Origin of the sequence: Variovorax sp. YR266 (assembly GCF_900107295.1) — a bacterium.
Classification (GTDB): domain Bacteria; phylum Pseudomonadota; class Gammaproteobacteria; order Burkholderiales; family Burkholderiaceae_C; genus Variovorax.
This window is the reverse complement of sequence record NZ_FNPM01000009.1, coordinates 364,400-381,357: the sequence shown is the minus strand read 5'-3', so window position 1 is coordinate 381,357 and position 16,958 is coordinate 364,400. Positions and strand designations below refer to the sequence as shown.

Sequence of the window (16,958 nt, the reverse complement as noted above, 5' to 3'; positions counted from 1 at the left end):
CTATCAGCTCAGCGTTGCCGGTTCGAAGCTGAAGGCGAACGCACCGTCGCCGTCCATGCCCATGTGCACCGCGGTGAACGCGGCGGCCATCGAGATGCGCTCCAGCACCTGGCGCGAAAGCTCGGGCAGCACCGCATGAGCCAGGATGTGGTCGATGTTGCGCGCGCCGCTGTCCACCTCGGTGCAGCGCGCGGTAATGGCGTCTTCCACCTGCACGTCCCACGTGAAGGTCGCGTGGTGGTTCAGCGCGAAGCGCCGCGCCAGCTTGCCGAGCTTGAGGTTCACGATCGAGCGGATCTGCTCGTCACCCAGGTGGTGATAAGGCACCAGCGCCAGCCGGCCCAGGAAGGCGGGGCTGAACTGCTTGAGCAACTCGGGGCGCAGCCGCTCCACAAGCTCCTCGGGGTCGGGCCTGCGGCCGCCCTGCGAGGCCTGCGTGATCACGTCTTGCGCGGCGTTGGAGGTGAGCAGGATCAGCGTGTTCTTGAAGTCGATCTGCACGCCTTCGCCGTCTTCCATCGTGCCCTTGTCGAACACCTGGAAGAACAGCTCCAGCACGTCGGGATGGGCCTTCTCCATTTCGTCGAGCAGCACCACGCTGTAGGGGCGGCGACGCACGGCCTCGGTCAGCACGCCGCCGCGCCCGTAGCCCACGTAGCCGGGCGGCGCGCCCTTGAGGCTGGAGACGGTGTGGGCCTCCTGGAACTCCGACATGTTCACGGTGATGACGTTGCGCTCGCCGCCGTACAGCAGGTCGGCCAGCGCGAAGGCCGTCTCGGTCTTGCCCACGCCGCTGGGCCCCACCAGCATGAACACGCCCACGGGCTTGCCGGGGTCGTCGAGGTCGGCGCGGAAGGTGCGCACGCGCCGCGCGATGGCGTCGAGCGCGTCGTCTTGCCCGACCACGCGCTCGGCGAGCTTCTCCTTCAGGTTGAGCACCGTGTGCAACTCGTCGGTCATCATCTTGCCGACCGGGATGCCGGTCCAGCCGGAGATGACTTCGGCCACCATCACGCCATCGACGCACACGGGCACCATGGGCTCGTCGCTCTGCAGCGCCTCCAGGCCTTTCTCGAGGCGGCGCAACGCGGCGGTGAGCAGCGCGGGGTCGTTCTCTTCGTCGGGCGGCGGTGCGTTGTCGCGCAGGCTGTCAGAAATCTTGCGGCGCAGCGCGACGATTTCCATCACCGCGTGCTTCTCTTCGTCGACCTTGTCGGACAGGCGCTTGTGCTTCTGGCGCAGCACGTCGAGCCGCGAGGTGAGCGCGGCGATGGCGTCCTGGTGGTCGCCACCGGTGGCGGCCTCGTGGCGCAGCACGCGCAGCTCGCTCTCGCCCGTGGAGATGTCGCGCGCGGCCGATTCGAGCTCGGCCGGCAGCCCGTTCTGCCCGATGGCCACGCGCGCGCAGGCGGTGTCGAGCACGCTGATGGCCTTGTCGGGCAGCTGGCGGCCGGTGATGTAGCGGTGCGAGAGCTTGACGGCCTCGCGCACGGCGTCGTCGACGATCTCCACGCCGTGGTGCTTCTCCAGCGTCTCGACCATGCCGCGCAGCATGTCGATGGCGACTTCTTCGCTCGGCTCCTCGACCTTCACGACCTGGAAGCGCCGTGCCAGTGCAGGGTCGCGCTCGACGTATTTCTTGTACTCGGCCCAGGTGGTGGCCGCGATGGTGCGCAGCTCGCCGCGCGCGAGCGCGGGCTTGAGCAGGTTGGCCGCGTCGCCCTGACCCTCGGCGCCGCCCGCGCCGATGAGCTGGTGCGCCTCGTCGATGAACAAAATCACCGGCGTGGGCGAGGCCTTGACCTCGGCAATGACCGACTTGAGCCGGTTCTCGAACTCGCCCTTCACGCCGGCGCCCGCCTGCAACAGTGCCAGGTCGAGCGAGCGCACAGACACCTGGCGCAGCGCGGGCGGCACGTCGCCCTGCACCACGCGTTGCGCGAAGCCTTCGACCACCGCCGTCTTGCCGACACCGGCCTCGCCGGTGAGGATGGGGTTGTTCTGGCGGCGGCGCAGCAGCACATCGATGATCTGGCGGATCTCGCCGTCGCGACCGCGGATGGGGTCGATCGCGCCGTCGCGCGCGAGCTGCGTCATGTCGACTGTGTACTGGTCGAGTGAGGGCGTGGCCGAGTTGTTGCGGCGCGCGGTGGGCATCTGCAGCGGCGGAGCACCGGCGTCTGGCGCCGATGGCGCAGCCGACTGGTTCGCGGCAGGCGCCGAGGCTATCGGCGCGGCGGACAGTGCCGAGGCGGCCGCATCTTCAGGCGAGGACTGCAGCAGGCCGGCGAGTTCGTCGCGCAGCGTGCCGCGCGGAATCTGCAGCAGCGCGGGCGCGGCATCGACCAGGCGGCCGCGCAGGCGGTCCACATCGAGCAGCGCCAGCATCAGCGTGCCCGAGCGGATGTGCTGCTGGCCCAGCAGCATCGAGCTCATGAGCCACGCTTCCTGGAACAGCGGCGCGAAGTCGGGCGTGAGGCTCGGCGTGCGGCCGTTGCCGCGCTTGAAGGTGTCGAGCGACTTCTGCAACTGCGCCTGCACGGTGTCGGGACGCAGGCCGAAGCGGCCGAACACCAGCCGCAGGTCGGGTGCGTCGTTGTCCACCAGCTTCAGCAGCAGGTGTTCGAGGTCGACGTTGTAGTGCGTCTGCTGCACGCACAGCTCGGCGGCCTGTTCCATGGCGCGCTTGCATTCCGGGTTGAGCCGGCCGAGCAGGGTGCGGATGTCGATGTCCATAAGGCGTGTTCGGGTCAGGCGCCGGGCGCGTCGCCGCCGTCGCTGGTCAGGGTGTGGTGAACGGGCGGCAGTGCGCCGCGGAAGGTCGGGCCCGCGACCCATGAAGTCCAGCCCAGTCGCATCGGGTTCGCGGCGCCGAGCACGCTGCTGCGCAATTCGGTGGGAGCGAGGCTCAGCTCCATCTCGACCTTCAGGTCTTGCGGGATGAAGCGGCGCACCAGCCATTTGGCGAGCGCATGGTCTGCGCCGCGCGGCAGCAGGGCGCGCAGGCGCTGCTGGCTCAGGTGGCTGAAGGTGAGGCGGATGCCGGCGCCCTGGTCCCACACACGCTTGCCGAGCACGGCGCCGCCGCCCAGCGGCGTGCGCATGTCCAGCCGCGCCGAGGCATCGGGTTCCAGTGCGAGCCAGCGGCCGCGGAACTGCGTGCCGTGCACCTGCACGCCGAGCCGGTCGCGCAGCAAAGCCAGCAACGCGGTCATGCCGCGCGGCGCGCCGCCGAGCAGACCGGCATGGCGCAGCCACAGGGCGGAGCCGTCGGGTGCGCGCACGCCTGCGCGCAGGCCCAGTGCGCTGGCTGCATCGAGCGTGGATGCCAGGGTGGAGCTCGAAGGCGACTGCGGGTTGAGCGCCACGTGGTGCTTGCGGCGGCTGCGGTACAGGAAGGCCAGGAAGCGGTGGTTGAAGATGTCGAGGAAGTCCCCCGTCGCGTGGTCGCGCTGCTGCCGGCGCTCCAGCAGCATCTCGGTGAAGGGCATCGGCAGCGGGCCGCCGCTGCCGCCCAGCGAAAGGGCGGGCGTGGTGAGCTCGAAGGGCTCGCCGGTCGATGCGTCAGTGCCGACTTCGCGCACGTCGCTGGCCTCGAACGCCAGCGTGACGAAGGCATGCAGCCGCACGGCCTCTCGTTCGCGCGGGCCTTGCGAGCGGCCCACGGGCACCGCTTCGGGCGCGGCGCGCTCGAGCAGGCTGATGGCCTGGAACAGGTTGAAGTCCTGCGGGCGGGCGGTGAGTTGTTCGATCACAGAACCACCTGCCGGCCCGTCATCGGAGCCCACTGTTTTCTGACCTCTTCGCCGTTGCGCACCACGAGGCGAACGAAGGAGTTCACCGAGGTGTACATCGCGAAGAAGCGCGCGAGAACGGCCGACATCATGAGAGGCGAGCCGCCGACGAAGGCGTCGTCCTCGAATTCGAGCGTGACCTGCGTGCCGCGGCAGTAGCCGCGCCAGGCTTCGGTGCCCACGTGGGCGGTGACGCCCCGCGCCGAGAGCCCGGCGATGCCGCGGATCTGCGCATGGTCGCGCCGGCTGTCGGAAGCGAACAGCAGCAGCATCTCGCGCAGTTGCTCGCGGCCGGTGGAGCCGTCCACCAGCGACTGGTGGTTGAGCGTGAGCAGCGACACCAGCCGCCACAGCGTTTCGCTGCCCAGCGGCGGATCGCGCTGCGCGGTGGGCTCGTACAGGCAGCGCACTTGCGTGGGCTGCGACGGGCCTTCGGCCACCAGGCGCGCGCCCACGGGCACCTGCTCGGCCAGCCGCCGGTTGGTGCACAGCAGGTGCGCGTAGACCACCGGTTGCGCGGGCCGGCTGTGCGTCTTGCCCTGGTCGACGAAGGACAGGAACACGTCGGTGCCGGGAATGTTCTGGCGCAGGCAGGGCTCGCGCCGCGCGGCCCAGAACACCGCGCCGCCCTGCGCGCCCTGTGCACCGTCCACATGGCCGAGTGCGGCGAAGCCCGGCACGTCGACGGGCTTGTCGGCGTCCGGGTCGGAGGCGATCACTGAGACGATCGAATGCACTTCGGTGGTGGCGTCGCGCTGGCGGTCGGGCACCAGCATGTATTCGTAGTGGCGCTGGTCCATCACCAGCGGCTCGCTCACGCGCGGGAACAGATTGACGATGGGCGTGCAGCCGAGCTGGAAGTTGTCGGCGTCGATGTGCCGCAGCACCCTGGTGGCGCGATCGAGCTGGAACACCAGCTCGCAGCTGCGTCCGCGGCCCAGGCGCGAGCGCAGGTGATGCAGGTCGAAGAAATGGAACTTGCGCGGAAACGCGAAGTACTCCTGCAGCAGGCCGTAGGCGGGCTGTGCGTTGGCGGGCTGCGGCAGCACTTCTTCGCCTTCGGCAAAGCCGACCTCGCGCCATGCGTCGGCCGGCAGCATCTGCAGCGCGCCGCCTTCGGGGGTGATGCCTACCGACTTCACGCCCGACACCAGCGCGTCGTACAGCGGCATCGTGGTCATCCAGTCGCCTTGCAGGTGGATGCGCAGGCTGTCGATCTCCAGCTCGGAGAAGTCGGCCTCGGTATTGCATTCGAGCCTGAGCCGAAGCACGGCGTCGGCGTCGATGGCGGCGTGCGCGATGCGCAGTGGCCACAGCACGGTGTCCCATGCGGTGCGGAAGCGGCACTCCTGCGACTGAGTGGCTTGCGTCCTCGCATGCAGCATGGTGTGGCGCGGCACGCGAAAGCCCGCCGTGACCTTGCCCTGCGCCGGATCGAGCCCGAACTGCGCCACCGACATCGAGGGCAGCGGCTGTACCAGCGACGGGCAGAGGTTGTCGAGCAGCGCGTAGGCGACGTCGGGAAATTCCTGGTCGAGGTCGCGATGCACGCGCGCCGACAGGAAGGCCACCGACTCGATCAGTCGTTCGGTGTGCGGGTCGAGCGATTCGCCGCCGTGCAGCGAGAGGCGCGAGGCGACCTTGGGATAGCGCTGGGCGAAGTCCGACCCCTGTCCTCGCAGGTAGGACAGTTCGCGCTTGTAGTACTGCAGCAGGTCGCTGTGCTGGATGTCGGACACGTCAGGCGACCTTCATCAGGCTGTCGGGCGTGCCGAGCAGCATTTCGAAATCCACGTGGCGCAGCGCGAGCCCGGCCCGCGCCTGCGCGCCGATGCGCACCAGTGCAACTTCATGCCGGTTGGGCGTGGCGCTCACTTGCACGCTCACGTCCGTCAGGCGCGGCTCGTAGCGCTGCACCGCCTGGCGCAGCGTGGCAGCCAGCTGCTGCAAGTCGGCGGCGTTCTGCGCGCTGAGCGCGGAGAAATCCGGAATGCCGTACTCCAGCACCGTGCCGCTGCCCTGCGCATAGTCGGCAGCCGACAGCGGCGAGCGCGTGTTGAACAGACGGCGCAGCTCACGACCAATGGAGTCCTGCAAGGACTCCATCGTTTCGAGATGAGCAGCGCCGCGGGCGTGCTCGGACGGCGCCGACGCCAGCCGGTCGAACAGGGGCGCGACGCCCCCTTTGATGAGTTCGGACACGGTAGGCGCCGGGTGTCAGCGTCGAGCCGTCATGCGACCGCGACGTTCTTCGAGAGATCCCAGCCGAACGGTGCGATGCCTTCCTGGCCGCCTTCTTCCTTCTGCTTCGTGTACTCGACCTTGATGGCCGCGTAGTTCAGGGAGACGCTTTCCTGCGGCAGGTCACCGCCGCTGGAAACGGAGAGGCCGCTGAGGATGACGTCGGTCAGGGTCACGACCATCAAGGGCAGCAGGCCGCTCTTGTCTTCGCGCGGGAAGGTGATGATGGTGTCGCCCGCGAACACCTCGCCACCGGCGAGCTTCTGCAGCAGCTGGGGCGTGGCCGAGTCGCTGGTGCGGGTCACGGTGATTTCGGAGAAGCTGGGCTTGCCCGCGGTGCGTTCCTGGTTGGAGGTGCCCGCCGTCACGGCGAGGCCGGCGCCGAACTGGAAGCTCTGGACTTCCAGTTCGTCCTTGTGGCCCTCGATCTGGGTTTGGCCGGTGACACCTGGGATCTTGAGATAGATAGGCATGTGAATGTTCTTTCAGTAAATCTGTTGGTTCGTCTGTCGATGCAGATGAATGAAGGGGCGATCAGGCGGCGGCAGCCGGCAGGTCGGCCACCAGGCGGATCGAGGCCGAGAGTTCCTCGAGCTGGAAGTGCGGCTTCAGGAAGGCGATGGCGCGGTACGAGCCCGGCTTGCCCGGAACTTCGGTCACGTCCACGCGGGCCTGGCTCAGCGGGTACTTGGCCTTCATGGCCTGCGGCGCCGAGGGGCTCACCAGCACGTAGTTGGCAACCCAGTTGTTCAGGTGCTTCTGCATGTCGGCCTGCGTCTGGAAGCTGCCGATCTTGTCGCGCACGATCACCTTCAGGTAATGCGCGAAACGCGAGGCCGCCAGGATGTAGGGCAGGCGAGCCGAGACTGCCGCGTTGGCGTTGGCCGAATCCTTGTCGTACACCTTGGGCTTGTTCACGGTCTGGCCGCCGAAGAAGGCCGCGGTGTTCGAGCCCTTGGAGTTGACGATGGCGATGAAGCCGAGGTCGCTCAGTTCCTTTTCGCGGCGGTCGGTGATGGTCACTTCCGTCGGCGGCTTCAGGGCGATGTCGCCTTCGTCCGTCTTGTAGGCGTGAGCCACCATGCCGTCGACCTTGCCGCCGCCTTCGACGCCGCGGATGGCCGTGGTCCAGCCGTACAGCGAGTGAGCCTGCGTGATGCGAAGGCCCAGCTGGTAGGCCGCGTTGGCCCACAGGTACTTGCCGTGGTCGGTGCCGTCCACGTCTTCTTCGTAGTTGAAGTTCTCGACGGGAATGGTCTTGGCACCGTAGGGCAGGCGAGCCGCGTAGCTTGGCAGCACCAGCGAGACGTAGCGCGAGTCTTCCGATTCGCGGAAGCCGCGCCACGAGGCGAGCTCGGCGCTCTCGAAGGTCTTGGACAGGTCGCGCGGAATGCCGAGTTCGGTGAACGACTTGAAGTCGAACAGCGCGGGCGCGGCTGCTGCGATGAAAGGCGCGTGCGCGGCGGCGGCCACGCGGGAGATGCGCTCCAGCAGGGCGATGTCCTGCGGGTGGCGGCCGAAGTAGTAGTCGCCGATCAGCAGCGAATAGGGGTGGCCGCCGTAGGTGCCGTATTCCTCTTCGTAGATCTTCTTGAAGAGCACGCTGGTGTCGTGGTCGACGGCGGTCTCCAGGTCCTTCAGCAGGTCCTTCTTGCTCACGTTGAGCAGGCGCAGCTTCAGGTTGCTGCCGGTCTCGGTGCCGGTCACCAGGTCGTGCAGGCCGCGCCAGGAGGCTTCGAGGGCCTGGAACTCGGGGGCGTGCAGGATCGCGTTGAGCTGGTCGGTCAGCAGGCGGTCGATTTCGGCGACGCGCTCGTTGATCAGCGTGACCACGCCCTTGTCGGGGCTGGTCTTCATGCCTTCGTCGAGGATCTGCGAAGCCAGCTGACCGATCAGCTTCTTCGCGTAGGCGCCCTGCGAAGGCTCGGTCGTCATGTTGCCTTCGAGGACGATCTTGTCGAGCAGACCGAGGTCACTGGTCGTGACGGTGGTTGCTGCGCTGCCGGCTTCAGCGGCTTTGGATTTGTTGGCCATCTCTATCACCATTCAAAAGTTGCCGGGTCGCGCCCGAAGGGCTGCGGCCGGCGTGGTTGATCACGCTGCCGGTGCTTCGGCTTCGGGGGACGATTGGGTTTCCGCAGCCGCTTGCGGGGCTGCGGCTGCGGCCGGGGCTGCTTGCGCTAGTGCGCTGCCGGCTTCGGCCCTGGCCTGGCTCTGGACCGTCTTCAGGTCTTCGGTGTTCAGCAGCACGCGCTCGAGCAGGTCGTCGAGTTCGTCGTTGCCGTCGAGCTTGGCGAGCAGGTCGCGCAGTTGCTGGCGGGCTTCGAGCAGCTTGGCCAGGCGGGGCACCTGGTCCACGATGGCTTCGGGGTGGAAGTCGCTGAACTCCTTGAAGTTCAGTTCGATCTTCAGGTTGCCTTCGCCCTTCATGGTGTCGGGCACCGAGAGGTCGAGGCGGGGGGTGATGTTGCCGAGAACTTCATCGAAGTTGTCGCGGTCGATCTCGACGAAGCGGCGCTCCTTGAGCTTCGGCAGTGGCTGTGCGGGCTGGCCCGACAGGTCGGCCAGCAGGCCCACGACCAGCGGCAGCTCTTTCTTTTCGACGGCGTCGCCGATCTCCACGTCATAGGTGATCTGGACGCGCGGCGGACGATTGCGTCCTACCCAGTTTTGCAGGCTATTCGACATTTTTCGCTCTCAGAAAAGGTTGAATTGACAAGAACACACGTTGAAATTTCTCGACGCTCGTCGCCTGGTTGGGGCGGTGCGCGGTCCGTTGCCGTTGCAGTCCCGGCATGCATCAAAGACGGACGGAAGATACAAATCGAGATATTTGCTAACAATCCCCAGAATTGGGGAGGGGTCCCACATGCGCTGGACAAACCTCAACAAAAACAAGTGCCTGAGCTTTGTAAAGTTACATAAATGAGGGTTTTGTCACGCAAATAGGCAGCCGATTGCTAGGCAGACGCGCCCGCCGGCGCATCGGACCAAAGTTCAATGACAGGAAGGCGGGGGCGGTGCTATCGCGCGCGTGCTCCCGCGTGCGCGGGATGGCGCGATGTGTAACCGGAATGGAGGACCCGGGGAACCCGGGTGAGCGCAGCGCGAGGCCGCGTCAATGGCGCGAACGTCGCGGGCTTCGTGCGAAGCCGCGGGGGCGCCTTGCTAGAGCTCGATGAATGCCGAAGTGGCTTTGTTCAGTGCCAGCTTGCCCTTGGCGGTGATCGATTCGACCTGGGCCAACTGGCGGATCGCGCGCGCATCGGGGGCGCGGTCCGAAGGCGGAATGAATGCAGTCACCAACTCTGCCGCACGCAGCACGCGCAGCCTGTCGATGTCAGCCGGCGTGTGAATAACGTATGGCAATTTCTGCTCGGCGATAACCCGTAGAAATTCCATGGACATGAGCCGTCTCCTTTTGGTTGAGGGCGTTTACGGCATTGTGCGCACAAACAATTAGCGCTGTCTAAACCCTCCGCCGCGCATGCCTTTCCTCGGGTGTACCGAAGTGTTCCTTTCGCGCTGCTGGAGCCACGAAGGCGCCAGTTTGTTTCCGGTAACTCGGCGGCTAGTTGAGCGCTTGCACGGGCCACGCCGTGGTGTCCGGCATCACGATGTGCCATCGCACCGGATCGATGCCTTCGAAGGTCGCGCGATAGCGATCGGAGGTGCGGCCTTCGCCCGTCACGTCGCGGATCACGATGCTGTCGATGCGCTGCGGATGCGAGTGAAACGTTTGCGCGTAGATCTCTGGATCGGCTTCGCCAGAGTCACCCACCAGCACGAAGCGGCGCTGCGGAAATTCGGTGAGCAGCCGGTTGATCACGCCGAGCTTGTGCTCGCGCGAATCCTGCTCGCCGGGAATCAGCGTGCGCCACGTGGTGCTTTCGCGCAGATGCATGCTGCCCGCGGGAAAGTCGGCGTTGCGGATGAAATCCGAGAGCGCCGGGTAGAGCTGGATCGGACTCGCCGAAAGGTAGTGAAAGCGCGTGTCGGGCGTCTTCGCCAGCGCGCGATACCAGGCCGCCATGCGTGGCGCGGCCTCGAAGCGGCGTGCGAAAGTGTTGAGCAGCATCTCGCGCCGGTCGCGCACCTGCGTGCGCTTGATGGTGTCGTCGATGTCCGAGATGACCGACACGCCCTGCGCGGGCACGACCAGCGCATGGCCCCTGAAGCGATGCAGCAGCTCACCCGGGCCGGTCACGCCATGGAACTGCACCCACTCCTGCGGTGATGGCGAGGTTGGCAGCAGTGGCGTGCGCGGTGCGTCGATCACGATGCGCAGGTTGCTGCGGCCGTCCTTGCCCGATGGCGGCATCGTCACGCGCGCGGGGCTGCCGTCGAAGTCGACGTCGATCACCTTGTCTTCTTCCGACTCCGCATGGAACAGCGCGGTGCGCTGGTTGAAGCGCAGGCGCGCGGCGGGCGAGAGCTTCTTCAGGCTCAGGCCGAGGTAGCGTGCGAGGGCAGTGTTGAGCCCCCAGCGATGCTCGCGCTCGAAGATCCACGCGTGGATATCGACTTCGAGCCTGCCGTCGACGGTGGGGCGCGCCGTGCCGGTCATGAAGAGCGCTTCTTCGTCGGGCTCGAGCGGCTCTGCCGCTTGCACTGCCTGCAGCGGCGCAAGGCCCGCAAGCAGCGCTGCGCCCACCACCAGCGACCGGCGCCGCAAGTCCGGCACGGGCGAGCGGTGCGGGGCGCTGTCGCTCATTTCTTCGTGGGGGCGACGCGCTCGTAAGTCACGAAGCTGAAGCCCAGGCCTTCCTTGGCGGAGACATGCGATTCGCGTTGTGTCTCGCGCCACGCGGCGGCGTCGAGTTCAGGAGCGTAGGCATCGCCTTCGTAGTCGCGCGCAACCTCGGTCACCACTGCGCGGTGCGCAAGCGGCTCGGCCTCGGCGTAGATCTGTGCGCCTCCGATGACCCACACGGCCTCGGGCTTCGATGAAGTCGATTCGCAAAGCGACAGCGCCTCTTGCAGGCTGCTGGCGCGGAGTGCGCCTTCGGCCTGCCAATCGGCCTGCCGCGTCACCACGATGTTCTGTCGGCCCGGCAGCGGCCGGAAGCGCGGCGGCAGCGAGTCCCAGGTCTTGCGGCCCATGATCACCGGCGCGCCCGCGGTCTGCTGCTTGAAGTGCGCCATGTCCTCCGGGATGTGCCAGGGGATCGTGTTGTTCGCGCCGATCACGCCGTTGGCGGCGCGGGCGAAGATGATGTTGATGTTGGGCTTGTTCATCCCGCTCACACCGCCACGGGCGCCTTGATCGGATCGCCGTGCCGGTAGTCCAGCACTTCGAAGTCTTCGTACTGGTAGTCGAAGATCGAGTCCGGCTTGCGCTTGATGTTCAGCGTCGGGTACGGGTACGGCGTGCGGCTCAGTTGCAGCGCGACCTGTTCGGCGTGGTTGCTGTAGATATGGCAGTCGCCGCCGGTCCAGATGAAGTCGCCCACGTCGAGGTCGCACTGCTGCGCCACCATGTGCGTGAGCAGCGCGTAGCTTGCGATGTTGAAGGGCACGCCCAGGAAGATGTCGGCGCTGCGCTGGTAGAGCTGGCAGCTGAGCTTGCCGCGTTCGCCTTCGGCCTGCGGCGGTGCCACGTAGAACTGGAAGAAGGCATGGCAAGGCATCAGCGCCATCTTCGACAGCTCGGCCACGTTCCACGCGCTCACGATGATGCGGCGCGAATCGGGGTTGGTCTTGAGGGTCTTGATGACGTCGGAAATCTGGTCGATGTGGCCGCCATCGGGCGTGGGCCAACTGCGCCATTGCACGCCGTACACCGGGCCCAGGTCGCCGTCTTCGCGCGCCCATTCGTCCCAGATGGTGACGCCGCGCTCCTTGAGCCAGTTGTTGTTGCTCGAGCCGGTCAGGAACCACAGCAGTTCCTGGATGATGGACTTCAGGTGCACCTTCTTCGTGGTGACCAGCGGGAAGCCCTCGTTCAGGTCGAAACGCATCTGGTGGCCGAACACGCTCTTGGTGCCGGTACCCGTGCGGTCGCTCTTGAAGACACCGTGAGTGTCGACATGGCGCATGAAATCTTCGTACTGGGAGCGGACGGGGCGGGTGGGCGAGGTCATGTTGGGAATTTTACGGGGCGGCGCTAGCATTGGCCGATGACCGGCCATGACCACTCCCACGGACACAGCGAACTCGGCGAGATGGACCTGCGCGTCCGCGCCCTCGAAAGCGTGCTTACCCAGAAAGGCTACATCGACCCCGCCGCACTCGATGCGCTGATCGACACCTACCAGACCCGCGTCGGCCCGCGCAACGGCGCACGCGTGGTGGCACGGGCCTGGGTCGATCCGGCCTTTCGGCAGTGGCTGTTGGCCGACGCCACGGCGGCGATCGCCTCGCTGGGCTACACGGGCCGGCAGGGCGAGCACATGGTGGCGGTGGAGAACACAGACGAGCTGCACCACATGGTGGTCTGTACGCTGTGCAGCTGCTACCCGTGGCCAGTGCTGGGCCTGCCGCCCACCTGGTACAAGAGCGCGCCGTACCGCTCGCGCGTGGTGAAAGACCCGCGCGGCGTGCTTGCCGATTTCGGCACGACGCTGCCCGAGGCCACGCGCATCCGCGTGTGGGACTCGACCGCCGAGGTGCGCTACCTCGTGATTCCGCAGCGCCCTGCCGGAACCGAAAGCCTGGGCGAAGACGAACTCGCCGCGCTGGTCTCGCGCGATTCGATGATTGGCACGCGGCTGGTCGAGTTGCCTGCCGAAGAGGGGAGCGCCACATGAGCTACGTCACGAAAGCCGACCTCGGCGGCCAGCCGGGTTTCGGCAAGGTGGTGCCGGAGTCCGAGGGCGAACTCTTTCATGCGGCCTGGGAGCCACGCGCCCTGGCGCTCGTGCTGGCCATGGGCGCGACCGGTTCATGGAACATCGATGCGAGCCGCGCCGTGCGTGAGTCGCTGCCGGACTATCGCGACCTGAGCTACTACCAGATCTGGCTCAGTGCACTGGAGCAACTGATGCTGCAGCGCGGGCAGGTCTTTCCCGACGAGCTCACGAGCGGAGAAATGCGCCACGCGCCCACGCCCGTGGCCCGCGTGCTGCAGGTGGCCAACGTGCCAGCCGTTCTCGCCAAGGGCTCGCCGACCGAGCGGCCGGCATCGGCCCCGGCGCGCTTCGCCATGGGCCAGCCGGTGCGCATGCACCACCTCGGCAAGGTCGACCATCACACACGGCTACCGGGCTATGTGCAGGGCAAGCGCGGCACCATCGTGCACGTACATGGCGCACATGTGTTCGCCGACAGTCATGCGCAGGGGCTCGGCGAGCAGCCGCAGTGGCTCTACACGGTGGAGTTCGATGAAGCCGAGCTTTGGGGCGACGAAGCGCCGCGCCAGAACCTGTCGGTGTCGGTCGATGCGTGGGAAAGCTATCTGGAGGCCACGTCGTGAGCGACATGCCCCTGTCGCCCGGCATGCCGCGCGATGCCGATGGGCCCGTGTTCAATGCACCGTGGGAGGCGCAGGCCTTCGCGATGACGCTGGTGCTGCATGAACGCGGCCTGTTCACCTGGCCGGAATGGGCCGAGGCGCTGGCCGGGCAGATCGCCGCCGCACAGGCCGCGGGCGACCCCGACACCGGCGAGACCTACTACCGCCACTGGCTCGCCGCGCTCGAAGGTCTCGTGGCCCGCAAGGGCGCCAGCTCCGACGACGAACTGGCCCGCTACCGCCACGCCTGGGACCACGCGGCCGACCGCACACCGCATGGCCAGCCGATCGAGTTGCGCGGCGAAGACTTTCCCGGCTAGAGGTGCGTGCCGGTGCGGTGTGCCGCGGCCCGCATCGTGCTTGACCCGTTCTCGAAGCGGGTGATAGCCTGCCGCCGCTTCCACCGTCCCTCCACAGAAAGCACAGAACGCACAACATGACGATTCATTCGCGCCATCTCTTCCCGGTTCCTTCGGCATCCACATCAACCCGCCGCTGGGCGCGCACCGCCTGCCACGGCGCCGTGCTCGCGTGCGCCATGCTGCTTGCCGGCAACGCCGCGGCCCAGAAGCCGCATCAGGGCGTGCTCGACGCAGCTACGCAAAGCAAGGACGAGGCGGTCAAGATGCTGGAGCGCATGGTCAACATCGACTCGGGCTCGGCCGACACCGCGGGCCTGGAAAAGGTCCGCGAGATAGCCGTGGACGAACTGCGCAAGCTTGGCGCGCGCATCGAGACCTTTCCGGCCGATCCGCACCCCGGCACCAACGTGGTTGCGACGCTGACCGGCCAGGGCAAGAAGAAGATCCTGATCCTCGCGCACATGGACACCGTCTTCAAGGAAGGCACGGCTGCAGCCAAGCCCTTCTACATCAAGGACGGCCGCGCCTACGGCCCCGGCGTGATGGACGACAAGGGCGGCGTGGTGGCCGGCCTGTATGCGCTGAAGATCCTGAAGCAGATCGGCTTCAAGGACTATGGGCAGATCACCTTCCTGCTCGACACCAACGAAGAGGTCGGCTCCGTCGGCACCAGCGCGCTCATCGAGCGCATTGCCAAGCAACATGACGTGGCGCTGAACCTGGAGCCGGGCCGACCGGCCGACGGCCTCGTGGTCGAGCGCAAGGGCTCGGCCACCGCACTCATCGAGGTGAAGGGCGTGGCCGCTCACGCGGGCGTGGCGCCCGAGGCGGGCCGCAACGCGGCGATGGAGGTGGCGCACCAGGTGCTGCAGCTGTCGAAGACGGCGGATGCGGCGAAGAAGACCACGGTCAACTTCACGGTGCTCACGGCCAACGGCCCGACCAACGTGATTCCCGCGACGGCCAGCGCCAAGGGCGACGTGCGCGTGGCCACGCCTGAAGAGTTCGATCGTGTCGAGAAAGACCTGATCCGCATCTCGCAGAACAAGCTCATTCCCGAGACCGAAGTGCGCGTGCGCCTGATTCGTGGCCTGCCCCCGATGCCGCGTTTGCCCGCGTCGGACAAGCTGGTGCGCATGGCCGAAGGCATCTATGGAGAGATCGGCAAGAAGCTCACCATCGAGAGTAGCGGCGGCGCGGCCGACGCGAGCCTGGTGGCGGGCGTCGGCGTGCCGGTGCTCGACGGCTTCGGCATTGTGGGTGGCGGCATCCACACGCCGGAGGAATACGCGGAGGTCGAGAGCGTGGTGCCGCGGCTTTATCTGCTCTCGCGCATGCTAATGGACCTGTCCGCGAACTGATCGCGGATTGATCGCGAACTGACCGGATCAGCCCCGCTTCGGAATGCCCAGCCCCGCCACCACGGCGGGGCGCGCCACGAAGGCTTCGAGCGCGCGCGCCACGTTCTTGAAATCCTTGAAGCCCACCAGATCCGCAGCCTCGTAGAAGCCGATCAGGTTGCGGATCCACGGGAAGGTGGCGATGTCGGCGATGGTGTAGCTGTCGCCCATGATCCATGCGCGGTCTGCCAGGTGCTTGTCGAGCACGCCGAGCAGGCGCTTCGATTCGCCCACATAGCGGTCGCGCGGGCGCTTGTCTTCGTAGTCCTTGCCGGCGAACTTGTTGAAGAAGCCGAGCTGGCCGAACATCGGGCCGATGCCGCCCATCTGGAACATCACCCACTGCAGGGTTTCATAGCGGTCGGCGGCGTCCTGCGGAATGAACTTGCCGGTTTTCTCGGCGAGGTACATGAGGATGGCGCCCGACTCGAACAGCGCCAGCGGTTTGCCGCCCGGGCCGTTGGGATCGATGATGGCCGGGATCTTGTTGTTCGGGTTGAGCGACAAGAACTCCGGCGACATCTGGTCACTGGTCTCGAAGCTCACGAGGTGCGGCTCGTAGGGCAGGCCGGTCTCTTCCAGCATGATCGACACCTTCACGCCGTTGGGCGTGGGCAGCGAGTACAGCTGCAGCCGGTCAGGGTGCTGCGCGGGCCATTTCTTCGTGATGGGGAAGCTCGAGAGATCGGTCATGGAGGGAGTCCTTGAGAGGGAGGAAACTGCAAGCGCCGGATTCTGCCCGCGTCGGGCAGATGGCGTGCGCGTGCGGCTTTACCCTCTGCCTGGCCCTCAGATTCCCAGCCAGCTCATCAGCGAGGCCTCGACGTCGGCCGAAGGCGCGACGAAGCCGACATAGCTGGATGCCGCGAGCGCGCGCTTGCCTGCGTCGGTCTGCCCCAGGCTCAACAGGGCATCGCGCGCCGCGCTCACCGTGGCCGCGTCGAGCTTGCGCGACGCGAGCCATTGCTTGATTGGCACCGCGCGCGATTCCGCGCATACCTTGCCCCCGCCGTCCTTCCAGGTCTTGACCACGCTGGAGGCGGCCGTTGCGCCATAAGCTGCGAAGCCGTTCTGCACGTAGAAGGGCACGGCCTCCTGGAAGCGCGTGTTGGTGACCTTGACCGCCGTCGGCCCCTGCAGGCCCTGTTCGCGCAGCATCGCGCGGGTGATCACCGCAGTGATCGAGTCGGCATCGGGCATGACCAGCTGCTTGCCCGCCACGCTTTTCCAGTCGGAGATCGGCTGCTGCTCCTTGCACAGGAACGACACCTTGTAGTCGGTGTAGCCGGTGGTCCAGGCGAAGGCGCTGTACTGCCCGCTCTTGATGGCGGCGAGCGCCACGTGCGACGGATGCACGAAGGCGAAGTCGACCTGCTGCTGCTTCAGCGCGTCGCGCGCGCCGTTGTACGAGTTGAGCACCTTGACCGTCACCGGCTGCTTGAGCGCCTTGGACAGCACTTCAGCGATGGGCTCGAAGCGGGCGCTGACCTGCGCGTCGGACACGTTGTAGCTCACGCCTTCGCTGACACCGATCACGAAGGCATGCGCCGAGGCGCCAACTGCCAGAAGCAACCCCGCTGTACCGCGAGCGACGGTGTGAAGCGAAGGACGAAGAGTGCGGTGATTCATGGAGGCCTTCTTCCGGTTGATGGGTAATGTTGTAACTAAATTATTACATTCATCGGGGCGGAGGAACAGGGCCTTGACT

Annotated in this window: 17 protein-coding genes; 4 read left to right on the top strand and 13 right to left on the bottom strand. The window is 66.7% G+C overall.

The features are described 5' to 3' along the window. Positions 1 to 3 precede the first annotated feature (3 nt). From tssH to BLW48_RS24380, 11 genes are all read right to left on the bottom strand, one after another. Entirely contained in the window at positions 4 to 2,736 is a 2,733-nt protein-coding gene (gene tssH / locus BLW48_RS24430; RefSeq protein ID WP_093177958.1) for a type VI secretion system ATPase TssH, read from the bottom strand. 14 nt (positions 2,737 to 2,750) lie between these two features. Beyond that, complete coding sequence (gene tssG / locus BLW48_RS24425) at positions 2,751 to 3,755, bottom strand: type VI secretion system baseplate subunit TssG (RefSeq protein WP_256330892.1); 1,005 nt, start codon at positions 3,753 to 3,755, stop codon at positions 2,751 to 2,753. Continuing rightward, entirely contained in the window at positions 3,752 to 5,533 is a 1,782-nt protein-coding gene (gene tssF, locus BLW48_RS24420; protein ID WP_371127565.1) for a type VI secretion system baseplate subunit TssF, read from the bottom strand. The genes tssG and tssF overlap by 4 nt, the downstream gene beginning before the upstream one ends. Position 5,534: 1 nt before the next feature. Beyond that, positions 5,535 to 5,996: a type VI secretion system baseplate subunit TssE gene (gene tssE / locus BLW48_RS24415; RefSeq protein ID WP_093078879.1), complete on the bottom strand. Its 462-nt coding sequence runs from the start codon at positions 5,994 to 5,996 to the stop codon at positions 5,535 to 5,537. A gap of 29 nt (positions 5,997 to 6,025) precedes the next feature. Further along, complete coding sequence (locus BLW48_RS24410) at positions 6,026 to 6,508, bottom strand: Hcp family type VI secretion system effector (protein WP_093058217.1); 483 nt, start codon at positions 6,506 to 6,508, stop codon at positions 6,026 to 6,028. A 61-nt stretch (positions 6,509 to 6,569) separates the two neighbouring features. Next, positions 6,570 to 8,069 carry a type VI secretion system contractile sheath large subunit gene (gene tssC, locus BLW48_RS24405; RefSeq protein WP_093058321.1) on the bottom strand — a complete coding sequence of 500 codons (1,500 nt, stop codon included), beginning with the start codon at positions 8,067 to 8,069 and terminating at the stop codon, positions 6,570 to 6,572. Between the two features lie 60 nt (positions 8,070 to 8,129). Further along, positions 8,130 to 8,723: a type VI secretion system contractile sheath small subunit gene (gene tssB / locus BLW48_RS24400; RefSeq protein WP_093177954.1), complete on the bottom strand. Its 594-nt coding sequence runs from the start codon at positions 8,721 to 8,723 to the stop codon at positions 8,130 to 8,132. Positions 8,724 to 9,203: 480 nt separating this feature from the next. Beyond that, positions 9,204 to 9,443 (bottom strand): hypothetical protein, encoded by a 240-nt coding sequence (locus BLW48_RS24395; RefSeq protein ID WP_007829428.1) that lies wholly within the window; start codon positions 9,441 to 9,443, stop codon positions 9,204 to 9,206. A 163-nt stretch (positions 9,444 to 9,606) separates the two neighbouring features. Beyond that, positions 9,607 to 10,749, bottom strand: a complete 1,143-nt coding sequence (locus BLW48_RS24390) for a phosphatidate phosphatase App1 family protein (protein WP_093177953.1) — start codon at positions 10,747 to 10,749, stop codon at positions 9,607 to 9,609. After that, entirely contained in the window at positions 10,746 to 11,273 is a 528-nt protein-coding gene (locus BLW48_RS24385; RefSeq protein ID WP_093177951.1) for a dihydrofolate reductase, read from the bottom strand. Before BLW48_RS24385 ends, BLW48_RS24390 begins: the two co-directional genes overlap by 4 nt. A gap of 5 nt (positions 11,274 to 11,278) precedes the next feature. Then, complete coding sequence (locus tag BLW48_RS24380) at positions 11,279 to 12,118, bottom strand: thymidylate synthase (protein ID WP_093177950.1); 840 nt, start codon at positions 12,116 to 12,118, stop codon at positions 11,279 to 11,281. 36 nt (positions 12,119 to 12,154) lie between these two features. On the opposite strand from BLW48_RS24380, the gene nthA reads away from it, so the two are divergent. From nthA to BLW48_RS24360, 4 genes are all read left to right on the top strand, one after another. Then, positions 12,155 to 12,784 (top strand): nitrile hydratase subunit alpha, encoded by a 630-nt coding sequence (gene nthA / locus BLW48_RS24375; RefSeq protein ID WP_093177948.1) that lies wholly within the window; start codon positions 12,155 to 12,157, stop codon positions 12,782 to 12,784. Continuing rightward, positions 12,781 to 13,449 (top strand): nitrile hydratase subunit beta, encoded by a 669-nt coding sequence (gene nthB, locus BLW48_RS24370; RefSeq protein ID WP_093177947.1) that lies wholly within the window; start codon positions 12,781 to 12,783, stop codon positions 13,447 to 13,449. The genes nthA and nthB overlap by 4 nt, the downstream gene beginning before the upstream one ends. Before the next feature lie 5 nt (positions 13,450 to 13,454). Next, positions 13,455 to 13,808 carry a nitrile hydratase accessory protein gene (locus BLW48_RS24365; protein ID WP_093177998.1) on the top strand — a complete coding sequence of 118 codons (354 nt, stop codon included), beginning with the start codon at positions 13,455 to 13,457 and terminating at the stop codon, positions 13,806 to 13,808. Between the two features lie 116 nt (positions 13,809 to 13,924). Then, the gene (locus BLW48_RS24360; RefSeq protein ID WP_093058225.1) at positions 13,925 to 15,211 is read left to right on the top strand and encodes a M20/M25/M40 family metallo-hydrolase; all 1,287 of its coding nucleotides are present in this window, start codon (positions 13,925 to 13,927) and stop codon (positions 15,209 to 15,211) included. Between the two features lie 27 nt (positions 15,212 to 15,238). Here BLW48_RS24360 and BLW48_RS24355 read toward each other — a convergent pair whose 3' ends face one another. Beyond that, positions 15,239 to 15,943, bottom strand: a complete 705-nt coding sequence (locus BLW48_RS24355; protein ID WP_093177945.1) for a glutathione S-transferase N-terminal domain-containing protein — start codon at positions 15,941 to 15,943, stop codon at positions 15,239 to 15,241. 96 nt (positions 15,944 to 16,039) lie between these two features. Beyond that, positions 16,040 to 16,879 carry a phosphate/phosphite/phosphonate ABC transporter substrate-binding protein gene (locus BLW48_RS24350; RefSeq protein WP_093177944.1) on the bottom strand — a complete coding sequence of 280 codons (840 nt, stop codon included), beginning with the start codon at positions 16,877 to 16,879 and terminating at the stop codon, positions 16,040 to 16,042. Between the last annotated feature and the right edge of the window lie 79 nt (positions 16,880 to 16,958).

Coding starts and splice junctions, on each gene's coding strand:
- tssB (WP_093177954.1), bottom strand. CDS start 8,723: ATGTCGAATAGCCTGCAAAACTGGGTAGGACGCAATCGTCCGCCGCGC.
- nthB (WP_093177947.1), top strand. CDS start 12,781: ATGAGCTACGTCACGAAAGCCGACCTCGGCGGCCAGCCGGGTTTCGGC.
- tssH (WP_093177958.1), bottom strand. CDS start 2,736: ATGGACATCGACATCCGCACCCTGCTCGGCCGGCTCAACCCGGAATGC.
- BLW48_RS24390 (WP_093177953.1), bottom strand. CDS start 10,749: ATGAGCGACAGCGCCCCGCACCGCTCGCCCGTGCCGGACTTGCGGCGC.
- nthA (WP_093177948.1), top strand. CDS start 12,155: ATGACCGGCCATGACCACTCCCACGGACACAGCGAACTCGGCGAGATG.
- BLW48_RS24360 (WP_093058225.1), top strand. CDS start 13,925: ATGACGATTCATTCGCGCCATCTCTTCCCGGTTCCTTCGGCATCCACA.
- BLW48_RS24385 (WP_093177951.1), bottom strand. CDS start 11,273: ATGAACAAGCCCAACATCAACATCATCTTCGCCCGCGCCGCCAACGGC.
- tssC (WP_093058321.1), bottom strand. CDS start 8,069: ATGGCCAACAAATCCAAAGCCGCTGAAGCCGGCAGCGCAGCAACCACC.
- BLW48_RS24350 (WP_093177944.1), bottom strand. CDS start 16,879: ATGAATCACCGCACTCTTCGTCCTTCGCTTCACACCGTCGCTCGCGGT.
- BLW48_RS24365 (WP_093177998.1), top strand. CDS start 13,455: ATGCCCCTGTCGCCCGGCATGCCGCGCGATGCCGATGGGCCCGTGTTC.
- BLW48_RS24395 (WP_007829428.1), bottom strand. CDS start 9,443: ATGTCCATGGAATTTCTACGGGTTATCGCCGAGCAGAAATTGCCATAC.
- BLW48_RS24410 (WP_093058217.1), bottom strand. CDS start 6,508: ATGCCTATCTATCTCAAGATCCCAGGTGTCACCGGCCAAACCCAGATC.
- BLW48_RS24380 (WP_093177950.1), bottom strand. CDS start 12,118: ATGACCTCGCCCACCCGCCCCGTCCGCTCCCAGTACGAAGATTTCATG.
- BLW48_RS24355 (WP_093177945.1), bottom strand. CDS start 15,943: ATGACCGATCTCTCGAGCTTCCCCATCACGAAGAAATGGCCCGCGCAG.